Source organism: Pseudomonas marincola (genome assembly GCF_900682675.2).
Classification (GTDB): domain Bacteria; phylum Pseudomonadota; class Gammaproteobacteria; order Pseudomonadales; family Pseudomonadaceae; genus Aquipseudomonas; species Aquipseudomonas marincola.
Genome location: NZ_LR215729.2, coordinates 1,636,697 through 1,659,166 on the forward strand (window position 1 = coordinate 1,636,697; position 22,470 = coordinate 1,659,166).

General features: G+C 52.7%; 25 protein-coding genes. 22 read left to right on the forward strand and 3 right to left on the reverse strand.

Going from position 1 to position 22,470, the window contains the following annotated elements; translation table 11 throughout:
• Positions 1-3 precede the first annotated feature (3 nt).
• Genes PMYSY11_RS07730 through PMYSY11_RS07750 form a run of 5 tightly spaced genes read left to right on the forward strand, consistent with a single transcriptional unit; the run spans position 4 to position 2,845 of the window.
• A complete protein-coding gene (locus PMYSY11_RS07730; RefSeq protein WP_150548799.1) occupies positions 4-501 on the forward strand; it encodes a DnaT-like ssDNA-binding protein in 498 nt (165 codons plus the stop codon).
• Entirely contained in the window at positions 501-878 is a 378-nt protein-coding gene (locus PMYSY11_RS07735; protein ID WP_150548800.1) for a hypothetical protein, read from the forward strand. Before PMYSY11_RS07730 ends, PMYSY11_RS07735 begins: the two co-directional genes overlap by 1 nt.
• Positions 878-1,273 (forward strand): HK97 gp10 family phage protein, encoded by a 396-nt coding sequence (locus PMYSY11_RS07740; protein WP_150548801.1) that lies wholly within the window; start codon positions 878-880, stop codon positions 1,271-1,273. Before PMYSY11_RS07735 ends, PMYSY11_RS07740 begins: the two co-directional genes overlap by 1 nt.
• Before the next feature lie 3 nt (positions 1,274-1,276).
• Positions 1,277-1,696, forward strand: a complete 420-nt coding sequence (locus tag PMYSY11_RS07745; RefSeq protein ID WP_150548802.1) for a phage tail terminator-like protein — start codon at positions 1,277-1,279, stop codon at positions 1,694-1,696.
• A 3-nt stretch (positions 1,697-1,699) separates the two neighbouring features.
• The gene (locus PMYSY11_RS07750; protein WP_150548803.1) at positions 1,700-2,845 is read left to right on the forward strand and encodes a phage tail tube protein; all 1,146 of its coding nucleotides are present in this window, start codon (positions 1,700-1,702) and stop codon (positions 2,843-2,845) included.
• A 1-nt stretch (position 2,846) separates the two neighbouring features.
• On the opposite strand, the gene PMYSY11_RS07755 is transcribed toward PMYSY11_RS07750, so the two are convergent.
• On the reverse strand, positions 2,847-3,146 hold the full coding sequence (locus PMYSY11_RS07755) for an Arc family DNA-binding protein (RefSeq protein WP_150548804.1): 300 nt from the start codon (positions 3,144-3,146) through the stop codon (positions 2,847-2,849).
• A gap of 119 nt (positions 3,147-3,265) precedes the next feature.
• Between PMYSY11_RS07755 and PMYSY11_RS07760 the strand changes: the two genes are divergently transcribed.
• The 16 genes from PMYSY11_RS07760 to PMYSY11_RS07830 all read left to right on the forward strand — a co-directional run bounded on the left by PMYSY11_RS07760 (position 3,266) and on the right by PMYSY11_RS07830 (position 19,348).
• Entirely contained in the window at positions 3,266-3,442 is a 177-nt protein-coding gene (locus tag PMYSY11_RS07760; RefSeq protein WP_150548805.1) for an Arc family DNA-binding protein, read from the forward strand.
• Between the two features lie 65 nt (positions 3,443-3,507).
• Positions 3,508-4,431, forward strand: a complete 924-nt coding sequence (locus tag PMYSY11_RS07765; protein WP_172970677.1) for an antA/AntB antirepressor family protein — start codon at positions 3,508-3,510, stop codon at positions 4,429-4,431.
• Between the two features lie 56 nt (positions 4,432-4,487).
• Positions 4,488-5,144 (forward strand): hypothetical protein, encoded by a 657-nt coding sequence (locus PMYSY11_RS07770; protein ID WP_172970678.1) that lies wholly within the window; start codon positions 4,488-4,490, stop codon positions 5,142-5,144.
• A gap of 84 nt (positions 5,145-5,228) precedes the next feature.
• Entirely contained in the window at positions 5,229-5,654 is a 426-nt protein-coding gene (locus PMYSY11_RS07775; protein ID WP_150548806.1) for a hypothetical protein, read from the forward strand.
• 169 nt (positions 5,655-5,823) lie between these two features.
• Complete coding sequence (locus PMYSY11_RS07780; RefSeq protein WP_150548807.1) at positions 5,824-6,216, forward strand: hypothetical protein; 393 nt, start codon at positions 5,824-5,826, stop codon at positions 6,214-6,216.
• A 92-nt stretch (positions 6,217-6,308) separates the two neighbouring features.
• Positions 6,309-6,515 (forward strand): phage tail assembly chaperone, encoded by a 207-nt coding sequence (locus PMYSY11_RS22110; protein ID WP_420830079.1) that lies wholly within the window; start codon positions 6,309-6,311, stop codon positions 6,513-6,515.
• Positions 6,512-8,947 carry a phage tail tape measure protein gene (locus PMYSY11_RS07785; RefSeq protein WP_150548808.1) on the forward strand — a complete coding sequence of 812 codons (2,436 nt, stop codon included), beginning with the start codon at positions 6,512-6,514 and terminating at the stop codon, positions 8,945-8,947. Before PMYSY11_RS22110 ends, PMYSY11_RS07785 begins: the two co-directional genes overlap by 4 nt.
• On the forward strand, positions 8,947-9,816 hold the full coding sequence (locus tag PMYSY11_RS07790; RefSeq protein WP_150548809.1) for a DUF2460 domain-containing protein: 870 nt from the start codon (positions 8,947-8,949) through the stop codon (positions 9,814-9,816). Before PMYSY11_RS07785 ends, PMYSY11_RS07790 begins: the two co-directional genes overlap by 1 nt.
• 98 nt (positions 9,817-9,914) lie before the next feature.
• On the forward strand, positions 9,915-10,766 hold the full coding sequence (locus tag PMYSY11_RS07795; RefSeq protein ID WP_172970679.1) for a baseplate hub domain-containing protein: 852 nt from the start codon (positions 9,915-9,917) through the stop codon (positions 10,764-10,766).
• A complete protein-coding gene (locus tag PMYSY11_RS07800) occupies positions 10,763-11,185 on the forward strand; it encodes an NlpC/P60 family protein (RefSeq protein WP_150548811.1) in 423 nt (140 codons plus the stop codon). Before PMYSY11_RS07795 ends, PMYSY11_RS07800 begins: the two co-directional genes overlap by 4 nt.
• On the forward strand, positions 11,185-14,376 hold the full coding sequence (locus PMYSY11_RS07805; RefSeq protein WP_150548812.1) for a phage tail protein: 3,192 nt from the start codon (positions 11,185-11,187) through the stop codon (positions 14,374-14,376). Before PMYSY11_RS07800 ends, PMYSY11_RS07805 begins: the two co-directional genes overlap by 1 nt.
• A complete protein-coding gene (locus tag PMYSY11_RS07810; RefSeq protein ID WP_150548813.1) occupies positions 14,373-15,167 on the forward strand; it encodes a DUF2793 domain-containing protein in 795 nt (264 codons plus the stop codon). Before PMYSY11_RS07805 ends, PMYSY11_RS07810 begins: the two co-directional genes overlap by 4 nt.
• A complete protein-coding gene (locus PMYSY11_RS07815) occupies positions 15,164-15,865 on the forward strand; it encodes a LamG domain-containing protein (RefSeq protein ID WP_150548814.1) in 702 nt (233 codons plus the stop codon). The genes PMYSY11_RS07810 and PMYSY11_RS07815 overlap by 4 nt, the downstream gene beginning before the upstream one ends.
• Position 15,866: 1 nt before the next feature.
• Positions 15,867-16,130, forward strand: coding sequence for a hypothetical protein (locus tag PMYSY11_RS07820; protein ID WP_150548815.1), 264 nt, complete (start codon positions 15,867-15,869; stop codon positions 16,128-16,130).
• A gap of 867 nt (positions 16,131-16,997) precedes the next feature.
• The gene (locus PMYSY11_RS07825) at positions 16,998-18,125 is read left to right on the forward strand and encodes a nucleoid-associated protein (protein ID WP_150548816.1); all 1,128 of its coding nucleotides are present in this window, start codon (positions 16,998-17,000) and stop codon (positions 18,123-18,125) included.
• Between the two features lie 11 nt (positions 18,126-18,136).
• The gene (locus tag PMYSY11_RS07830; RefSeq protein ID WP_172970680.1) at positions 18,137-19,348 is read left to right on the forward strand and encodes a hypothetical protein; all 1,212 of its coding nucleotides are present in this window, start codon (positions 18,137-18,139) and stop codon (positions 19,346-19,348) included.
• Positions 19,349-19,662: 314 nt separating this feature from the next.
• Here PMYSY11_RS07830 and PMYSY11_RS07835 read toward each other — a convergent pair whose 3' ends face one another.
• A complete protein-coding gene (locus PMYSY11_RS07835; protein WP_150548817.1) occupies positions 19,663-20,226 on the reverse strand; it encodes a recombinase family protein in 564 nt (187 codons plus the stop codon).
• A gap of 159 nt (positions 20,227-20,385) precedes the next feature.
• On the reverse strand, positions 20,386-21,324 hold the full coding sequence (locus PMYSY11_RS07840) for a LysR family transcriptional regulator (RefSeq protein WP_150548818.1): 939 nt from the start codon (positions 21,322-21,324) through the stop codon (positions 20,386-20,388).
• A 157-nt stretch (positions 21,325-21,481) separates the two neighbouring features.
• Here PMYSY11_RS07840 and speB point away from each other — a divergent pair, with 157 nt between their 5' ends.
• Positions 21,482-22,468, forward strand: a complete 987-nt coding sequence (gene speB, locus PMYSY11_RS07845; RefSeq protein WP_090510818.1) for an agmatinase — start codon at positions 21,482-21,484, stop codon at positions 22,466-22,468.
• The last annotated feature ends 2 nt before the right edge of the window (positions 22,469-22,470 follow it).

The following is a 22,470-nucleotide window of genomic DNA, read 5'->3' on the forward strand; positions in this document are numbered from 1 at the left end:
TTTATGGCGCTGGTAATCGAAGACGGCTCAATCGTTCCCGGCGCCGATTCATTCTCGACGGCTGCTGAACTGGTGATTTACGCCGCCAACTACGGTCTGACCATTCCGGCAGACGAAACGGCGCAAGAGTCGCTGCTGCGCCGTGGCTACCTCGAAATGACCTCGATGCCATGGAAGGGGCGTGCAGTCAGCCCGGATCAAACCGGTGCATGGCCGCGCTATGGCGTTTGCCGCAACGGCTTCACCATCGCCTCAGATGCTATCCCGGCGCAGGTTAAGCAAGGCCAGATGGCTTTGGCGGCCGAGATATACAGGGACGATATTGACCCTCCGGCTCAGCGCAAAGGGGCGGTTACCAAAAACCGCGTGGAAGGTGCTGTTGAGCAGCAGTATGCGGAGGCCAAGACCTCGGCAACCAAAGCCGCAGCAGTTCGCCAGTCGTCAGCGCAGTTCGCTGGCCTGCTCGAATCCTCCAATCAGCTCAAGCTGGTGCGCGGCTAATGGCGTTTTATGACGATATGGCAACGGTCGCGCTTGACCTGATCAGCGAGTTTGGCCAAGCAGCACGCTTTGATGACGTGATTCCCGGCGCATATGACCCGATTACAGGCGAAACATCCGGTGATTTGCCGATTACCCAGCCTTGCCAGTTGATTCTGCTCGACTACACCCTGCAAGAGTCAGGCGCCAAATATGCCGAGGGCACACAAGTGCTCACCGGGGACAAGAAAATATTGATCGCAGCGAAAGGGCTTTCATGGGCTCCAGCGCTGACGACAACCATCACGGCCGATGGTGCGATATGGCGAGCCGTGAATATCAAAGTTTCCAATCCGGCTGGAACTCCGCTGGTTTACGAAATCCACGGCCGCAAGTAATGAGCTTTTCAGGTGATATGGGCGCAGCTACCAAGCGAATCATTGAGGCGCACGACAAGATAGCTCGCACGGCCACGCTCGACTTCTTTGGTGGAACCGTGCGAGACACGCCAGTTGATAAAGGGGCGGCGCGCGGCTCATGGACGGTTGGAGTTGGCTCCGAGCCCGCAGCCTCTCCTGATCGCCTGGACCCAAGCGGATCGGCCGCGCTTGCAGAGATTGAGGCGGAGACACCCAAGGGCGCTGGCGACATCACTTACATGATGAGCAATCTTCCGTATATCGAAGAGCTTGAGAACGGTAGCAGCCAGCAGTCACCGCAGGGAATGGTTCGCCGCAACCTTGCCCGCGTTCAGCGCATCGTCAACGCCGCGATATCCAAGTACAGGGTTTAGCCAATGTCCGAAGTAAATATCAATGCTGCCCTTGTGACAGGGCTGGCAGCGGCAGCGCTTGGAATTCCTACAGGCAATGAGGGAAAAGACTTCACTCCGCCGGCGGTCACTCTGCCTTGGGCTGCCTGGTTCAACATCCCCGCATCAACAGACGTTGCCAGTCTGGGGGTGGGCGGCAATGACGAGACCATTGGGATATTCCAAGTCAATCTGAACTACCCAATGAACGACGGCACAGGCCGCATTCTTGCTGCCGTGCAAAAACTTCGCGATTACTTCGTTGCAGGGCGCCGCCTGACCTACTCGGGCCAATGCGTCCACATCGACCGCGTAACCCGCAACAACATCCGGCCTGTAGACGGCTGGCAGCAAACCAACGTGTCCATTTACTACAGCGCCACCACTACCCGTCCGGAGGTATAACCCATGTCTTGCTTTGCGAATGGCTCAGCCACAAAGCTCTACTACGTTCGAGAGTTCGCGGAAATCGCGGACGACACATTCAGCGTCACAGCCAGTGACAGCAGCTTCAATGACACCGGCACAGGCTTCCTGACTGCTGGCTTCTTGGCTGGCCACATCATCACGGTTGCTGGCTTCACTTCTGCCGAGAACAACGGCAAGTTCAAGGTAGCCACTGCCGCTGCCGGAAAGTTGACCGTCACAGCAATGGATGGCACTGCCGTCACTCTAGTTGATGAGGCCGCTGGCGATGCAGTGACTATCACCATGGAAGGCTCGATCCCCGGAAATCCGGTTTTCAAGCCGATCCGCTTTGTGTCGGAAGGTCTGAGCCCGAGCATTAACCAGATCGAGTCGAACGAAATCAACCAGGCTCGCCAGCGCGCCCCAAGCCGTGGCGGCACCTACAGCACCCAGGGTGAGATTGCGGCCGAGGTCAGCTTTAGCAGCTTTGACGACCTAATTGAAGCTGCACTTCAAGGCACCTGGGCAACTAATGAACTGATCATCGGTTCGACTGAGCGAAGCTTTGCGGTTCTGGAGCGTCACACGGATATCGGTGAGGACTACATCTATACCGGATGCCGTGTTGCGACCATGAACATCACCGCACCCCTGGGCGATAAGGCTGGCATCACCTTCGGCATGCTGGGCACTGAGGCAGCTGAATACACGCTTCCAGTTGGCGCAACGTTCGCCGCCGCTACTACTACCGACATGATGGTGACCACCAACGGCTCCTTTGCCGAAGATGGCGCGCCTATCGCGTATGCCACCGAGTGGCAGGTGACTGTAGATAACGGGATGGAAGCAGCTTTCTCCCTGTTCCAACGCAGCGCCTACTGCATCAGCAACGGCATTGCCACGGTAACTGGCAGCATGAGCGCGTACCTGAAAGACGGAACGCTGTGGGCCAAGGTTCTGCAAGAAGCTGAAACCAGCCACACTGTGGTACTGGAAGAGGGTTCCGACACCTACACCATCGAACTGCCGAAGGTTCGCTACACCCAAGGCCAGAAACAAGTGTCAGGTCCGGGCGCGGTGATCCCGCAGTACACCGTCAGCGCAGGCTATGACGGCACGACCTCTATCCGTATTACTCGCAGCTGACTCAGGTTTGTTCATCGCCAAGGACGGCTTTCGGCATATGGTTCGAGATTAGTTTTGCTGCATCGCAGATCTCTTTGACGGCCGCTCTGAATTCTTTTTCGCTGATATTGCTATTCGGGTTGAGCAAAAGTTCAGCCTCATCAACAAGGAGCATTGATTGCGGGGAAAAACTTTCTTCAAGGCGAGCAACTATCTCCGCGTTCAGGCTGCGCTTGGTCTTCTTCGCCGACTCTTCGAGCAACTGTCTTAGCTCCGAGGTCATTCGAAGCGAATACGGCGGCAGGGCGTGACGGTCTGACATTGGATTACCCCACTAATTTTCGCGAATTGTGGAGGTGGATTCGTAAAGATTCAAGAATCCACTTGACGTCATATTCATGTGGATGCAATATGAATCCACAAAGACGTAGGAGTGAAGCCATGAAAGAGATCCAGAGACCATCACCGTTTCCGTTACGACTGGCGGAAGACGTGAAAGAGGAAGCGAAGATTGAGGCAGGCAAGAATCGCCGAAGCCTGAATGCAGAAATCGGGCTTCTGATCGAAGAGGGGTTGAAGTGGCGAGAAGCCCAGAAAAGGCAGGAAGCTGCAGCCTAAAACGAAGAAACCCCAGCTTGCAGGCCGGGGCTTCAGGTGCGAATTAATTCTCGAGGTCAATTCACATGAACAATATTACTGCAATTCAGACAGAAAACAACCAAGTCATGGGCTACGGAACGCTTATCCCTGTGCGCTTTGGCGAGCTGAACGGAGAGGTGGTGCAGTTGTGCAGTGCACGCGACCTGTATATCTGTCTTGGTGTGACCACTCGATTTAATGACTGGGTGTCACGGCGCGTAGCTGAGTACGGCTTTATCGAAGGGCAAGACTTCTCAATGGTTACTCAAAAACGAGTAACCAAAGGCCGCGGGGGTGATCGCCGCTCACAGGAGTACAGCCTCTCCGTCGATATGGCCAAAGAGCTGGCCATGGTTGAGCGTACAGAGGCAGGCCGCCGGATTCGCCGATACTTCATTGACTGCGAGAAGCAACTGCGCAAGATCGCTCCAGAAGTTGCCGCTGAATGCCTTCGCAAAGCGCTGAGCCCTAAGCAGCAACTAGACCTTTCGGCCAAAGTTCACGGCAAGGTTGCTTTTCTCGATAAGGCTCGACGCCGCGCCGGATACAGTGAGCTTTGGTCAAACCTGAAAGCTCGCCATCAGGTGGCTCAGTATCGCGATATCCCGCAGGAAGAATTTGAAGAAGCCTGCACTTTCGTTGATAGCTACGAGTGGGAAGGTGAGTGGATCGGCGCGCCAAAGGCAATCAATCCGCAGGTCATGACTAGCGGAGACCTTCTTAATCTGAACGCGCTGATTGTCCACGCTGGCTGGATACAGCGGATATACACAAAGTACAACATGTACGAGGGGTTCAAAGCTTTCGGTATTAATGCTGGGGTCGAGCTTCATGACCACGTTGGCAGTGCCGCCGCTACGGCGAAAGCTCTAAAGCTTCGGTTTGGCGCTGAAATGAAGTCAGCCGAAGAAGCAGCAAACAATGCATGTAACCGTGCGCTGTCGCGCCAATCAGTTATCGCGGCCTAGCCACTTGATGCTCAAGACGCTACATTCCTCCTGACCTAAATCGGGAGGGATGTGAATTGGCATTAATTAAATGCAGGGAGTGTGGCGGGCAGATTTCTAGCAAAGCCTCAGCTTGTCCTGGGTGCGGTGCAAAGCCGAAGAAGTCAGTCGGAGTTATTGGATGGATTTTCGTCATATTCATTGTGCTGCCAGTGGCATGGTCGATAGGAACTGGAGTCGGCAAAAATAATTCAGAAAATTTGGCAAAGTCTCCAGCTTTATCTGTTGATGTCGCCGATAAACCAAAGCCCCTGAAATGGTCGAAAAGCGAGTTCAAAGACGCTATGACCGATCAGGTAACAACGGTCGTCTCGGCGAAATCGACCAATAATACCGTGTTTGAGTTCCCCTATAACAAGGCTGGAGGGTCTAGGCTAACTTTAAGTTTTAGGGGTAAGGGGAGCGATTTCGATGCGTATTTCAGAATCGATGAGGGGCAGATGCAATGCAGTTACAGAGATTGCAGATTTAGTATTCGAGTGAGTGACGGCCCCGTCCAGAAATGGACGGGCTTGCAAAGCACAACAAATGATAGTGATTTGATGTTCGTTCGCGATGCAAAACAGCTGGAAAAAATCGTGAAGTCGGGAAAGCCATTTCGCGTAGGAATCGAATTCTATAAAGCTGGTGAGCGGGTGTTCGAATTTGAGCCGGATGGATATCCTGGAATATAGGAAGCAAATATAAGAGCTATGACGGCCTAGCCACTTAAGACCCAAATCGCTACATTCTTCCCTTACATAAAAGGGGGAATGGTTGTGGAATACGTGCTTATTTGGCTAGTTGTGGCAGCGCTTAGCGCGTATTTCGCGAGAGTGAAGGGGCGGAATCCAGCGCTTTGGTTTGTCATTGGTTTCATTTTTTCTTTTCTGGCTTTGGCTTTTCTGTGGTTCATGCCCGAGCCTGAGAGTGGCGGGGGCAAGATTCAGGCGGGCACAAAAAGTCTGGAGCTTTCCGATAAGCATCGGAAGTGTCCATTTTGTGCGGAGACCGTTTTAAATGAAGCTATTAAGTGCAAGCACTGCGGCTCTGAGCTCGAGCCTGTAAGCTCTCACGCTGCTGAGAAATCTGAATACCCTGCGGAAGATGACAACCCTATGGACGGGGCGTTTGGCGAGCATCTACCTATAGTCCTAGCGGCTGCATTAGCCATTGGGGTCATTATTTTCATCTCTACAAGATAGCTTTACACAATCAAACAAGCCGCCTCCGGGCGGCTTTTTATTGCCCAGAGGAAATTATGAAAAAAGAAGATTTCTACACCATCCCAAAATCAAACTCGGGCGTAAAAATGCCGCTTAGCTATGAGGACGGGTCTGACTCGGGGTTCTTCGGCGAGGATCGGAGCTAAATATGACAGGTATTGACGTTTTCAAGACGCGCAGCAAGGCCAATGAGGGCGTGCGTATTCCGCTCAGCACCCCAGACGGCAAGCATACAGAGGAATGGCTGCAGATTCGCTCTGTCTGGTCAGACGAATATCAGGCCGCTCGCACAGAGCTTGTCCGTCAGTCAATCGAAGATGGAAGGCAGGCTGCCGAAGCCGGCCCTGAGGAGGCTAAGGAGCTGCGCAAGGAGCAAGACCGACGCCGTCGCGCAGGTGCTGCCTCCGCTCTTATCGCTGGCTGGTCGTTTGATCTGGAGTTCAGCAGCGAGGCGGTGACAGACTTTCTTTTGGAGGCGCCTCAAATTCTTGCCCACGTTGAGCGTATCGCCGAGGACGGAAGCCGTTTTTTCGGAGACTGATCGATCAGTTAATTGACTGGGGAAAGTCTGAGATCGTTCTACTCAGGCCGCCCCCCGGATCAGACAGGCCCCTTCGCGAGCATCTTGAAACCATCTGGAAGAAGACCGGGTTCAAGCCGCCTGAGTTGGCCGATCAGACAGATTGCCCGCAAGAGCTCGAATACATTTGGCACTGGTACTGGCATATCCCCAAGCCAGTCACATTTACCGAACTATCTCATTGGTCTCAGCTAACTCATCGCAATTTACGTGCATGGGAGGCTGATCTATTGGCATCACTCCAACGGGTCTGGATATGACTGAATACGCAAAGCTTGTTATCAGCGTTGATAGCCGGCCCGTCTCAAAGGCTGACGCCGACCTCAAAAAGCTGAATGCGACTGCTGGTAAAACCGAAAAGTCGACTGACGGGCTTGGGTCGGCGTTTCGGCGTCTTGCTGGCCCTTTGGCTGCGGTATTCAGCGCCCGTCAGATCGCACAGGCGTCCGAGTCCTACGTCAATCTGACGAACCGATTGAAGCTTGTTACGGACGGCACGACTGACCTCATCGCTGCGCAGGAAGCAGTGTTCTCGCTGGCTCAGAATGCTCGCCAGCCATTGGATGCTACGGCAGAGCTATATCAGCGCATAGCAACCAACGCAGATGAGCTTGGGCTTTCAGCATCTGGTGTAGCCGCTGTAGTTGATACGGTGAATAAGTCTCTTGCCGTTAGCGGGACGACCGCGCAAGCAGCGTCAGGGGCGCTTGTTCAGCTTGGACAGGCTTTCGCATCTGGTTCTCTGCGTGGTGACGAGCTGAATGCTGTGCTTGAAAGTGCGCCAGCATTGGCTAAAGCGCTGTCTGACGGCCTTGGCGTTTCGGTCGGCCAGCTTCGTGAGTTGGGCAAAGAAGGAAAGTTAAGTGCTCAGAACGTTATCGATGCCCTTTTAAAGCAAGGCACGGCTATTGATGATCAGTTCAGCAAAATACAGGCAACGGGTGGCCAGGCCTTCACTGTTCTCGGCAACAGCCTTACGCGCGTGGTTGGCGAGATTGATACCGCAACAGGCGCCAGTGCAAGTCTGGCAAACGGTATCCTTGACCTTTCCAAGCTCATTGACTCTGGAGCGTTAACAGGTCCGATCATCCAGTCTTTTGCAACGTGGTCTACCACTTTCGACGCAATGGCGGCTGACGTTGACAGTCTCGCTCTCGATTTTGACGTGCTTGGAGAACATGGCGGTGATGCTGCCTCCTTCATTGGCACCGCTTTCCGCGATATGCCCGCTAACATTCAGGCGGCAGTGAAGATTGCTACGGTTGAAATACTGTCGCTGTTCGACAGAACAGTTGCTTATGCCAAGTACGCGGGAAATGCCGTAAAGGCGGCATTCACCGACGCTACACAGGCGCAAGCATCGGCTCAGCTTGAGACTGAGCTTCGCGCTCTTAATGAGCTGCGCAACGACAGCCTGAGCACCGCGCTTGCCGAGCGTGACGCCATCCTGCAAGCAGGATCAGCCGCGCGAGCCAAGTTTGAGGATGAGCGCAAAGCAAGAGAGCAAGCCAAAGCGGAACGCGAAGAGCAGATCAAGCTTTTGCGTGAGCAAGCATCCGCGCGTACAAGTCCGCTCTCAAGCGGCTCGGGAACTGACTCTAAAGAGACGGAACGAGCAGCTAAACGGCTTTCGACTCTGTATAGCACGAACGAGCAGCAGCTTGAGCGGCAAATCGCACTATTCGGTGTCGCTACTGAGTCTGCCAGAGTCCGTTACGAAATCGAAAACGGCGAGCTGTCTAAGCTCAACAAGGCGCAGCAAGAGCGCCTGCAAGGTCTGGCTGTTGAGCTAGATCGCCTTGAGCAGATCAAGAAAAACAGGGAGGAGGCCGAAGCCACCAAGGAGTTCACTGCGGCCCTTGAAGATCAGCTGCGTGCACGGCAAAACGCCATTGATATCGAGGTCAAGGCCATTGGCCTTGGGGACAAGCAAGCCGATCAGCTTCGTGAAATCAATCAGCTTGAATTCGAGTATGCAAAGCGCCTGGAGGATCTGGCTCGGGCGCAAGGGACCTCAAATGCACTGACCGAGCAAGCCTATGCGGCCAGGGTAGAAGCCCTTCGCGCTGCAATGGAGGAAGAGGTGCGCATTGTTGAAGAGGGCGCTCGGCGCAAGGATGAGGCTGAGAGCGATTGGCTGAAAGGTGCCGCCGGTGCGCTGCAGGATTACGTGAACGAAGCGAATAACGGCGCCGCCCAAATGCGTGACGCGGTAAAGAATGCGCTTCAAGAGTCCGAGGATGCTGTATTCAACTTCGCCAAGACTGGGAAGCTTTCATTCAAGGACCTGGTTAACTCGATCAATGACGATCTGCTGCGCATCGGTTCAAAGCAGATTGTGGCCTCGGCTGCGGAAGGGCTAAGCGGGGCATTAGGCGGTCTATTTTCGAGCGGTAGCGGTGCAGGAATGGCGGGGCTTTTCTCAAGCTTTGCCGGCCTCTTTGATAGCGGCGGAAACATCCCATCAGGGCAGTTCGGCATTGTTGGCGAGCGCGGCCCTGAAATCGTGCGAGGCCCAGTATCGGTAACCGGCAGAGAAGACACTGCAAAAATGCTGGGCAACCGTACCAATAACACCAGCGTTCAGCTCGTATTCCCCAATGCCAGCACCTCAAAGGATGTTCGTGAGGCGGCTGCAACAGGCGCGCGGAAGATCACTGGAATTCTCAAAAGCACGGCGAGGTTCAATTAGTGGCCACCTTTCTCGAAGAGCGCTTGCCAGAAAACATCGACTACGGCAGCGACTTTGCGTCGAGCTATCAGGTTTACATCACGCAAACAGCCGGGGGCAATGAATACCGCTCGCAGATGAACCCATTCATCAAGGCGTCGATGAACATTGAGTTCGAACGCCAGACCAACTTCATTGTTGAGGAGGTAATTGACCTGAATAACAGGGCAGGGGGCAAGCTCCGCGGGTTTCGCGTGATGCATCCGGTCGACTTCTCGACCAACAATTACCGCGACACGCCAACGTTCAACGATCAGCCAATGATATTGGCTAACCCTGCTGTGCCGGGTGTTTACCAGATCGTGGAATGGTTTGGTGGCTATGGTGGCGACAGCTCGCGCAGGCACATCTACAAGCCGGTAGCCGGCTCGGTACTGGTGGGCGTAGGCGGGGCTTCGTATCCGGCAGCGCAGTGGTCGGTTAACAACACGACCGGCATCGTAACCCTTGCAGCAAATAAAACAGGAAGCATTTCTGCGATTAGTCAGGCATCGAGCGCCGTGGTTACTGCCACAAATACGTTGGTGGTTGGCGAGAGCCTTATCATTTCTGGCGTGGCTGGCATGACGCAAATTAACGGCGTCCGCGCCGTGGTCACTGCACGCACCGGTTCGCAGTTCACGCTCAACATCAACTCATCCCTGTTCAGCGCTTACACAAGCGGAGGGGTATTCAATACCAGACCGCAAGCTGGCGAGGCCGTAACCGCTGGATGCCTGTTTGATATTCCGATGCGGTTTAACGCGGACCTCGGCGGTAACTTCTCAAACTGGGACACGATCAGCGCCAACGGCTTGCAGATAGTGGAAATTCTCAACCCATTCGACTGACCATCCCACTTTTAAATAAGCCCGCCTTGAGCGGGTTTTTTCGTTTCTGAGGCCTTATGAAACCACACGTCGCAGACTGGAAGACGAGGACGGCTTGCGTGCGCATTGTCGCGACCAATGGCCGGGTGGTGCGCTTTACCGAATACCCAATCGACATGCCTATGAGCAATGGCGAGGTCTACATGGCCGGCTCCGGCTATGAGTTCAGCGGTTACAGCGCCACATCATCATTTGCTGCGTCGTCAATGGACCTGCAAGGGATCATGAAAACCGCCATCACTCATCTTTCGCTCGACGAGGTGAGTTCAGGCGTTTGGGATAACGCCCGGGCATACATCTTCGCCACCAGCTTTGTGTCGCCTATCGAAGACGAAGAGCCCTGTGCGGCCTACATCTTCGGCAAGGCCGAGCTGAATAACGAAAACCAGTATGTCGTTCAGTTCATGGCGCTGATCGATGCGCTCAGTCAGTCAACCGGCGAGACCTATTCGCCGACCTGCAGCAACACGCTGTTTGACCAGAGCCTCGACGGCACCATGCTGCCTGTCTCGCAAAGCCGCTGCAGCGGGCCGCGCTCCGCGCCAGACGGCCCAGTCATGTCCGCCTACAAAGTCACCGGCACCCTGACTGCGGTCACTGACCAGTACTACTTCACCGACTCTGCGCGTGGTGAGGCTGATGACTGGTTTGCTTATGGCGCGATTCGATTCACGACCGGCCCCAATCTCGGGCTCAAGCCTATCCAGGTGAAGGCGTTCAGCTCCGGCAACATCCAGCTATTCGACGCGATGTTCTACCTGCCGACCGTGGGCGATCAGTACGAAATGATCCCCGGATGCCGCCGCGACATTAACGCCTGCAAGAACAAGTACAGCAACGTCATCAACATGAAGGCGCAGCCGCACGTGCCTACACCATCACAGTACGCACAGATAGGGCGCGGCCAATGAATGCTGTTATCGCTGCTGCCCGCGAATGCCTCGACACGCCGTTTAAGCATCAAGGGCGAGTACTTGGCAAGGGAATGGATTGCGCCGGTGTGCTGGTGCATGTGCTTGGCCGTCTGGGGCTTCCGTTCGACGACACAACCGGTTACCCGCGAACACCCTATGACGGAATGCTCGAAAAAATCCTCAATGCTCAGCCAGCGCTTACCGAAGTTGCCAAGGCAGATATGACCACAGGCGACGTGCTGCTGATGCGCGTCACCTTCGCCCCGCAGCACATCGCGATTGTTTCCGAACCGCGCTATGGGCACCCCTACATCATCCATGGCAGCTCAGATCATGGTGGGTGCGTAGAGCACCGGCTTGATGACCTGGCAGCGTTCCGTATTGTCCGCGTTTACCGACTCATGGAGGCTGAATAATGTCTTCAGGTCAAGGATGGGGATCGGTAATTGGCGGCGTCATCGGTGCTGCTGCTGGTGCGTTTCTTACGGTAGGTAACCCGGCTGCAATTGCGGCTGGCTACACCTTGGGCTCTGCGCTCGGCGGCGCGCTCGACCCGCCAAAAGGCCCAACCGTATCAGGGCCGCGCCTGTCTGATCTAACAGTCCAAACTGCCACATACGGCGCCCCGATCACCCGCTTTTACGGAACCGTACCGGTACATGGCAACGTCCTATGGCTCAAAGGCGGCAAACTGGACGAGCACGTCAAAAAGAAAAAGCAGGGAGGCAAGGGTGGCGGTGGTGGAACAACCACCAAGACCTACACCTACAGCGGGACATTCATTCTCGGTTTGGGTGGTCCAATCGCAGGCGTGCGCCGCATCTGGTGCCTGGACAAGCTAATCTACAACGCCGGTTCTGACGATCTCGAAACGATAATTGCCAGCAACCAAGCCGCGAACGCCTGGACGATCTACACCGGCACTGACGATCAGATGCCCGATCCAGACTATGAAGCGGATGTTGGCGTGGGCAATGCGCCGGCGCTGCGCGGCATGAGCTACATCAAGTTCAAAGACTTCCAGTTGGCGGACTACAACAACAGCCTGCAGGGTGCGCAGTTCAAGGTTGAGGTGGTCACCACTGGCTCAAATGAAGGTTACTCAACCGCATTTGGTCAGTGCTCGAGCATTTCAGGGACCAATAGAGGTGGGGTTGAATTCAGGAATGGAGGGATTGAAGTTCTCCGTATCGGATTGTTTAAGGGCGCTTTCGGCTGGGTGGATGGCTATTACATAGAGCGCTTCAACTTGGACGGAACCAAGCTCGCGACAATCAAAAAAGATTATGAAATCGGGCAGACGGGGGCGACTGTTACCGGCGTGCTGAACTCCGCCAGCGAGTTTGTTGCAACCAAAAGCGGAACGCCATGGCTATACAGAAACGGTCAGGCATATGTGTCGGCTGGCTCATCCCTGTCGTTCAGGTCTTCATTCCTGAAAAGCGGCGACACTTATTACATGGTTCTTTTCGAGCCATTCAATTCGCTGGTCCAAGTCCAGAAGCGAACAGTTGGGCTGAATCCCGGTACTGGCAATCGTGAGCTGATACTGGAAGGGCAGAACTCAGCCTATTCAACTACTAACCCAAATGATGGGGTTGATCTGTTCTTGTCCCCGGATGGGTCGAAACTAGTGATGGCGCGAGATATTGGGGCTGGATTTAGTGATGGCATTAATCCCAATGTTTCTGTGGTCGTTTTCGATACCGCAACAATGGCGGTGCTTTCAACCATTACGCCATTGACGGTTGTTACGGGTGCGCACTCAAGAGGGATTTTGGCGGTAGACGGCGCAAGCTTTGTGGTTTTGGATTATGTCGATCATTCTGTGCTGCTTACTTACGCTGGTGGAACGGTTGCTGGCGTTGCGCCCGGAATATCAGGCGCGCCAATCGATGAGATAGCGGTCCGCAATGGCGCAATCTATAAACTAACCCAGCCGGTCGAGCCGGATGTTTACCCACTTGCCAGCATCATTGAGCAAGAGGTGTCGCGATCCTCCCTTGTCTCTGCCGTGGATCTCGACACGCTTTCTATCACGGCCGGCGTGCCGGGATATCGCGTATCCGGTGGAACTATTCGCGCCGCGCTTGAACAGCCGCAAGGTGCATATCCGTTTGACGTTATCCAGTCAGGATACAAGATCAAATGCGTGCCGCGCGGCCAAACGAGTGTTGCAACCATCCCTTGGGAGCACTTAGGGGCAAATGACTCTGATGAAGCTGGCGACCTGATCACGCAGTCCCGCGAAATGGATTCGCAGCTGCCGGCAATCACAGCTGTTAGCTATCTATCGTCAGAGCGAGAGTATGCAACCGGGGAGCAGATTGCTCAGCGCATTAACACTGCCGCGGTGAATCGAACTGACCTTGAGCTGGCGATGGTGCTTACTGATGATAAGGCCGCGCAAGTTGCCGAGGTTCTGCAGGGCATAGCCTGGCTCGAGCGGACTGATTTCAGTATCACGTTGCCACCGATATATCTCGGTCTTGAGCCTTCTGACGTAGTGACGGTGAATAGCAAAAATGCTGTTTACGAGCTGCGCCTGACAGAAATCAATTACACACCAGATGGTCGGCCTGAGTGCAAGGCCAAACCAAACCGAGCAGCGCTTTACATTTCAACCGCAACAGGTGGCACCGGGATTACACCGCCTGGCACTATTGGATTGCCTGGCCCTTCGCTAGTCGTTGAGCTGGACATTCCCTTAGTCGATGAAGTAAGCCAAAACGCTGTTGGGTTTGTAACCGCTGCGACCGGGTATACGAACGGCTGGCCCGGCGCAGTGCTCGTTCGCTCCGCTGACGGCGGGCAAACATGGGAGGATCTGCAGGCCTATACAGGCAAGGGTGGAATTGGGTACGCCCTCGGCATTCTTCAGGCCAGCAACGGCTACTTGATCGACCAAGGCTCCCTTGCTGTAGGCTTTCTTTCTGGTGAGCCCGAGTCGATAACGCGCGATCAGTTGCTGACAGGGTACAACTACGCCGCCTACGGCGTTAATGGGCGCTGGGAGATTGTGCGCTTCCAGACCGCAACCCTTAATCCCGATAACAGCTACACGCTGAGCGGATTCGTCCGCGGAGACAAGGGCACTGAGTGGGCGACCGGCCTCCACGTGGCTGGGGATTACTTCATCCTGCTGGATGACCCTGACAACGCATTTATCGGCACCGCCGTGCAGACCATTGGCCTTGCTCGGGACTACCGCGCTGTGACGTCTGGGGCGTCAGTAGATGACGCGGAGAACACTTCCTTCACTTACAAAGGGGTCAACCTCGAGTGCCTGTCACCGGTGAGTGTTCGCGCCACCCGAGACGGCTCCGGAAACCTGTCCGCCACCTTCACGCGCCGCTCTCGGCTTGGAAGTACGTGGTGGTCATCCGGAGTGGAAGCCCCGGTTGGTGAAACAACACAGGCGTACGAAATCGACGTGATGAGTGGGTTGACAGTAAAGCGTACGATCGCGTCAGCCACTCCAGCTTTCAGCTACTCCGCCGCCAATCAGACAACCGACTTCGGCTCTGCACAGGCATCCATAACTTTCAGAATTTACCAGCTCAGCGAAATAGTTGGGCGCGGTTACGTGCGTGAGGTGACTTTGTGACTACTAAATTGGCGCTAACCGATCTTGCCAATGGGCAGGCGAACTATCTGAACGCCAACGCCACCTTTGCCCAGCTCAACCAGCTTGTGCAGGCTGGCGTGGTGGATCGACTTGCAACCCCGCCAGGCTCGCCGGCAAATGAGGCGCTTTACATCATCACTGCCACGGCAACGGGTGTGTGGGCCGGCAAAGAGAACCAGTTGGCTTACTGGCTTACATCAGGCACTCCAGCCTGGTACTACGTCACTCCGCGTGAAGGCATGTTGGTGCATGTGAACGACGAGGATGTTTACTACAAGTACACCGGAAGCGCATGGGAGGTGTTTTCGGGTGGTGGCGGTGGCTCTGGCGTCGATATTGAAAACAGTGGTTCGCCAGTCGCAACAGCCACAACGATCAATTTTATTGGCGCTACCGTAACCGACGCCGGTAGCGGCGTGGTCGATGTAGAGATTCCCTCGGGCGGTTCATATGTAGGTGCCCCGATCAGAACCATCACAGGCACCACAGGAACCATCACGGTCGCGGACGCAGGGCGCAAGATCGAGTGCACGAATGCCAGTCCTGTTACCCTCACCCTGAACGCAGAGGCTACTGCAGCATGGCCAGCCAACACCGACATTGAGATATTCCAGCGCGGCGCAGGAGCTGTAGCTGTTGCTGGCGCTGGCTTCACTATCAAGTGCCACGCTACCGACACGCTTGTATTGGCTGGGAATGGCTCAGCTGCTCAGTTGTCACGCTTCGGGGCTGACGACTGGAATCTTGTCGGCCGCTTGGTGGCAGCATGATTAACGCTGGTGTTCTGGCAAGCCAGGTAAGGCGAGCCGCGGGCGGTACAGATCCGCTTTTCGCCAATGTGCAACTTCTTATGCACATGGATGGATTGAACGGGAGTACGACATTCGTCGATTCAAGTGCCAGCCCTAAAACGCTTACTGCCAACGCTGGCGGGGTGATCGGTACTGATAAATCCGTGTTTGGCGGCGCCTCTGGGCGCTTCACGGCCACCAACGATTCGCGTGTTGATGTAGCTGCTGCCGACAGCTTGAAGCTGGTTGGTGAGTTCTGCGTTGAGTTCAGGCTGCTTATGAACGAGCTCTCGAACTCGTTTCAATTTGTATCAAACACATCAAGCGCTTACCTTTGGGTGAGGTCCAACTCAACATCCATCCGTGCATATTTCGCAGGCACAGAGACAGTTTCGGTCCCATATACCCCGGGAGTTTGGCAGGCGATCGCTATAACAAGGGATGCCAGTAATAACGTTAGATTTTTTGTTGATGGCGTTCAGCAAGGCGCGTCATTCACGAAAACTGCAAACCAGACGACTGCGCCGAATTTACAAATTGGTTCGGCCCCTGCGGTGGCTGGCGCTGGCGCTGGTGGGCGTTGCTACATAGACGAGTTGCGCATAACTATCGGTAGCGCTCGCTATACATCCGACTATACCCCTGCCGCTGGGCCTTTCCCGAATAGCGGGCCATAGCATGACAAAGCTCGACCTCTACCAGCCCGACTACGAAAAACGCTCGTATTGGCTCGCCTTCCTGATAGCCGTTGATCAGCTGTTCAATACCTTGTTTGCTGGCTGGCCAGACGAAACAATCAGCAGTCGCGCCCATCGCGAGCAGATCGAATGGGCTGAGTCGCTTATCAACGCGCTTTTCTTCTTCGACCGGCAGGGCGATATCCGGCACTGCGAGCTGGCTTACTACGGTGAGTTGGCCCGTGAGCAGTTTCCGATCAATTGATTGGTGGTATGCGTTGCCCAGGACGGGCGAGAAGGGCGCTGTGACAGGATTGTGTCACACGCGGCGACACGCTGTGACACAGCGGGCAAATGTGGGACGGTTGTGACGAATGCGGGCGTCGTAACCTGCTGATTTATAATGTGTTCTGGTGGGTACGCATGATTTAGGTTCCAGTGTGTCTAGGGTCACCGGCGGAATCGTCAATCGTGGGGTGTGTTGTGAAGTTAGTCGACCAGTAATTTCTATCTGCTGGGGGAATTTTGGGGGAATGGCTCCCCCAAATGATCACGCACCATAATCTGTATGCATGCATGTAGGTGGCGTAATTACTGGATCTTATGAAAATCAGCGGCGCTAAATGTGGGTTGCTATCGGATTCGAAATCCGTTGTATCAGCGATGGTACCTAGGGTTCAAATCCCTATCTTCCCGCCATATATAGAAAAGCCCCGTAATTCAATGAGTTACGGGGCTTTTTCTTTTTCTGTTCTATCCAATATTTCTACCCAGCGCGTGGGCTGCATCTAGGTCCGCCCTAGAGAGGTGTGGCTGGCTATTTGGATTCAATGAGCATGCCATTAGCAACACCGGAGTCCTCTCCCGGTGAGATCGATTTTTCAAAGGCGCTTGCCGAGTTATCAGAGATGACTATACTGTATGCATGTACAGTTAATGGGTCTGTCCAGCAACCTGCATATCTGTCGTTCCATCAATTCGGCGCAAGCGGGTGTAAACCTAGTTGGTTCCAGCAGTCCGAACCTTGATTGCTCGTCTTCGTTAAAGGCATAGTGCTATCGCTGAATTTTTCAGCACACAGCTTCTCGGTAGCTGTATTGATAACAACTGGAAAATGCTGATAGGACAGGATATGGACAATCAAGTAAAAGAAATGGACGAAGTAGAAATTGTCGAGCCAGAAAAAAAAGGCCTTGTTGTTGTTGCCGCGTGTGCTGCTAGGTTTTTCAAGGCGTCATTGGGTGGACACTCTTTCTACGATAGCGTTAAAGGCAAAGACTGGGACCTTGCTACTAACGTCTGTGTAGATTTCGTCAATCTGATTGGGAAGAAATTCTCCCGAGGGGGACGAATATACGGCTACGTCGATCCCGGAATTGTGACGGCAGCAGAAAATTTCACGAATTATCTAACCGGCTATGATTTTACAAAGTTTGTAGATGGGGTAATGGAGAGGCTTTGTGCTGAGGCAAATGATCCAAATCGAAGCTCATTAAATGTAGGGTATGTTGTTTTTGCACACTATAAGAATCTCCAAGGAAGAGATCAGGTTCTTGTAGTTATGTTGGGCAAAAAGGGTGGCTATGATTTTGACGATAACGAGAACATGACACCTAAGAGCACTGAAAGTTTGAATTTGCAGGACTTTCGGCAAGCGGCATGTATGGATTTAACAGGTTTCTCTACTGTTTTCCCTGAGAATAAAGGTGATTCTTATCTTTATTTCATAAAAGGCAATTCTAAAAGTGAATTCTTTAATGCTGCGTTAGGCTGCTCCGACTCTATGCCTGGCAAGGTTTGCGTCGAAAATTTAAAAAGTGCACTTTCAGCATACCTCCGAGAGTCTGCTAGTGATTTGAACTCTGGTGAGAGACGAAAGATTTACAGTAGGGTTGTATCGTATGTCGAAAATAGGGCAGGTAACCGGGTCCATCTTTCAGAGATACAGCGAGAAATTGATAAATGTTTGCCCGCAAACTCTCTGCATAACGGTAAGTTTCATGATTTTATCAAAAGTAATTCTGAGCGTTTTAAAGTAAGCGAAGAATTTCAGCCATCACATTCAGCCGCCAAAAACATGGGGTATGTAGATGTAAATTTACCTTCTGGTGATTTCAATGGGCGCGTAAAGCTAGATGCAATTGAAATCGGCAAGCAAGGTTCGGATTTGAGTGTTGATAAGGATTTCGTTTATCTCACCATAAAACTACCACCCGAAGCCTCCCTTGTGCTGAAGGCGCTGGGTTCGGGTAAAGATTGAGGTGTGCAGGGATGCTTGAGAAAATATATCTAGATGATGATCAAGTAATACTAGATGCAAGTCAGTCATCGTCAGTTGATGTAGAAGAATATTTAAAAAGCCTAGGCTGTGAACAGCCGGACAAATTATTTTCTCTGGATGGGCAGGTTCATTTATCTGAGAGTGGCTTTTGGAAAAATAAGTATGTGCCGTTTTTTGTTAGTGTGAATAGCTTGTGGCACAATCTTCGAGATAAACCAAATGAACCTGAGCATTACTTTGTTATCGGTGTTGATCAGCAAGAAATGGATGCGCTTCGGCTTAGATTGAATTTTTACTTTGCATTGCGTTCAACTTTAAAAGGCCTTTGCCATCAGGTTGGTGATGATACACAGCCTATGAAGTATGTGTTTTTTAGCAGCAAGGAATCCTATTTAACAAAGCTAGAAATTCCTTATGCAATGGACTTGTCGGAGTTCGAGTCTGTTTGCATTGACAATCAGTCTGTCGTTAGAGCTGAAACTCTTAAAGTATCAGTACAGCAAGAAGATGATGTGCATTGCGATGAGCGCAAACATGTCATGAGAGAGGCAGTGGTTGAGTTTTTCAAGGATGAGAGTTCAAGAAATTTATTATATCTAATGTCGAATATAAATAGATTCTATGATGCTTATACTGAGCGTTATAAGGTTTATGTAAGCAAGTTTTCTGTCAATAAAATTTTATCAGAAATAGAAAATGAAAGAATAGGATTTCTCTGCAAAATCCAAGACGCAATCATGTCACAGCAGACGAAAGCCTTTGCTATACCTGGCAGTCTGATAGCTGTTGGAGCTATTTTAAAATTATCTAATAATTACTGGGAAGTACTCGTAATATTTATTGGTTTTGCAATTTCGACTTGGATGGTGATGTCGCTGAATAATAATGTGGTCGGCCATATAGACCTTCTTATTCAGGAATTCAAAAGGTCTATATCAAAATACGATGATATTGTGGTGGGTGTTGAAGATGTGAAAGCTGAAATAGAAAGCTCTTTCAGCAGTCTTGAGGAATCATCAAGTGCGGCAAAGACTAAGCTAAATGCTCTAACGAATTTATCATGGGTGATTTTGATTGTGGTGTTTGTGATATTTATTGGGAGGTCTGGTTTTTTTAATTTTATAGATTTTCAGTCAATAATTGATTTTGGCAGGTTGTTTTTTCTACATCCTAGACGAGTTGTAGAGATCGCATATTACTAATAAATTAATTGCGTATTAATTTTAATTTATTCTGTATATGAGTGTTAACCATATTTGTGACTTCTTGCAACGCCCGGTATTTAATTAAATAACACCTAGCCGCACGGGTTCGCTTGTAGCTAGTTGGTCGTTAGGTACCATAATTTTACTTCCTCCCCCGGCATTACTTCCTGCTGCCTGCCCTTTGGTTGTCGAGCGTATTTGCTTGTAAACGACTTCTAGCACATTGCATCAATTTGAATATGAGTGTGCTGAGGGATTACCACCAAAAACAGAAAAAGGCCCGCGAGGGGCCTTTTTGAGAGTTTCACGAGTTATTTTACCCAAAGCCGCTTTACCGTGGATAAGCTCACATCAAGTCGGGCTGCAACCCCTGATTGTGATAACCCTTCAAGTTTTAGCTTCCGGACATCTTCGGCAGAGGCAACCACTGGACGACCCAGCTTTGTTCCTGCCGCTTTTGTCCGTTTTAATCCAGCCTGGGTTCGCTCAATCAATAGATCGCGTTCAAACTGGGCGACAGCTGCTAATACACCCATGGTCATCTTCCCAGCAGCGCTGGTTAGGTCAACACCTCCCAAAGCCAGGCAATGAACTTTTATTCCTTTGCCTTCGAGTAGTTCGACAGTTGATTGCACGTCAATTGCGTTTCTTCCGAGCCTGTCTAGCTTGGTCACGACTAATACATCGCCGGACTCCATGCGTTCTAGCAATTTGTTGAAGCCAGGTCGTTCACTGCTGCTGGTGCTGCCACTGATTGTTTCTTCGATTGCACGTTGCGGTTGTAGATCAAACCCAGCAGCTTTGATTTCGTGGATTTGGTTCTCTGTAGTTTGTCCAATGGTGCTAACACGACTGTAAGCAAAGATGCGGGACATAGCGGGAGCCTTTGGTGTCAAAAACGTAGTGTCATTATTGTTGTTGGGTTCAAAATATCAAGCCCTATTTTCTGAGCTTGATATTTGATTGGTTTGGAATAGGGTCACAATCGGACGCTTTACAGCGCTTTACAGCGCTTTTCAAGCAAACGCGGACATTCAACTTTTATTGGCGAAGACCGTTGTGTCCAAGCCGTTTTGACGTGAACAGGCCGCCAGGTCCTCCAGGAATGCTTGAAGTATGGGTGGCGGAACAACCCCACGGCGGCTGATGAGATCGAAAGGTGACATGAGCTGTAACTGGTTGGGGATTAGCTGGCGCATTTCACCATTTTTGACCCACTGCGCCGCAAAATGTGTAGGCAGAAGGCCGATGTAAGCGCCTGAAATAATCAGAATGGCAGTCGCTTCGATGTTATCGACTGTTGCGGCCGCCTTGCTCACGCCCAACTGCTCCAGATCGTGCTGTTGCATATAGCCCCGAGCCACGATTCGACTTTCTGATATTTCCTTGAGCTGATCCGCGCCCTGAGCTTTGCTTGCGAACAGGGGATGGCGGCGACCGCAATACACGCCCAGTGCTTCCTGATAGAGCGATGAGTAATGCAGGCCTGGCACGTGGATGGGGAAGTGGCCAACCGCCAGATGCAGGCGACCATCAAGTACCCGTTCTTCCAGCTCGGCAGGCGAGCCGACGTAAACGTTGAGGTGCACATCATGCCCTCGGGATACAAAGCGCTGCGTGGTTCGCGGTATAGGCGAATCGGGATCACTGATGGTGCTATCGATTATGCCCAGATTGAGCTGGCCGCTGATGTCCTGTTTGAGTACGTCTGCATCCGAGCAAAAGTGCTCGACGGCGGCGAGCAAGCGCAGCGTTGCTTCATGAATGGCCACGCCTTGTTCGGTTAGTTGGAAGCCACTTCGGCCGCGCTGGCAGAGCTTCACCCCAAGCCGGGTTTCGAGGTGTGCCATCTGTTCGCTGATGGTTGACTGGCCTGCATTGAGCGCAGCCTGAGCTGCAGAAAACCCACCGCATTTAACGATTGCTGCAAAGACCCTGAGCAGTTTTAAGTCGACGTCATGCAGCTGAATCATTCAAGCACCCTCGCACTTTTATACATCGGATATGCCGATATAAGTATCTGATGTTGAGTATTTTTTCCACCCTAAGCTGCGCACATAGTCACTCCAACCGCAGAGGCCGATGAACGTCGTTCTCGCTAACAAGAACAACAGTTGGAGATGCCCGAGTATGTCGAGTAATAACTATGATTCCGGACGCCTGAATCTTCCGTTTGTGGGGCATTGCACCTTTGCCAAAGCGCCGGTGTGCACTGACTGGGATGCACTTGATGCCGACGTGGCGATCCTTGGTGCGCCCAATGACATGGGTACGCAGTGGCGCTCTGGTGCGCGTTTTGGGCCCCGTGGAATTCGCGAGGCTTCAACGCTGTTTTCGTTCGGTCATGCGGGCGCTTATGACCATGAAGACGATGTCATGTACCTGACCGCAGCCGATGTGCGCATGGTTGACGTGGGTGATGCAGACATCGTCCATACCGATATGGCCAGCAGTAATGCCAACACTGAGTTTGCAGTGCGCAAGATCCTGGATGCTGGCGCGATGCCCGTTGTTCTGGGTGGCGATCACTCAGTGCATGCGCCCGTGATCAAGGCGTTCGAGGGGCGGGGGCCGATTCACATCATTCACGTTGATGCGCATCTGGATTTCGTCGATGAGCGCCACGGTGTCCGCTATGGCCATGGCAGCCCATTGCGCCGGGCCTCGGAGATGAATCACATCACCGGGATGACCCAAATGGGGATCCGCAACGTGTCCTCATCCAATCGTGATGACTATGACGCAGCACGTGATGCCGGTTCGCAGATTCTCTCGGTCCGTGACGTTCGCCGCCTCGGCGCGCAAGGCGTGCTGGACTTAATCCCAACTGGGGTTCCGTATTACATCACCATCGACATTGATGGCTTCGATCCATCGATTGCCCCCGGTACAGGCACGCCAAGCCACGGCGGTTTTCTCTACTACGAAATCCTCGAAATCATTCAACTGCTGGCCAAACGCAGCCAGGGCAACATCGTGGGCATGGATCTGGTCGAGGTTGCGCCTGCTTACGACCCGACCGGTATGACCTCAATTCTCGCCGCACAACTGCTGCTCAATAGCATCGGCTTTATTTTTCACGAGCGTGCACAGGCGCGCACTGCGCAGGGGGCATAACC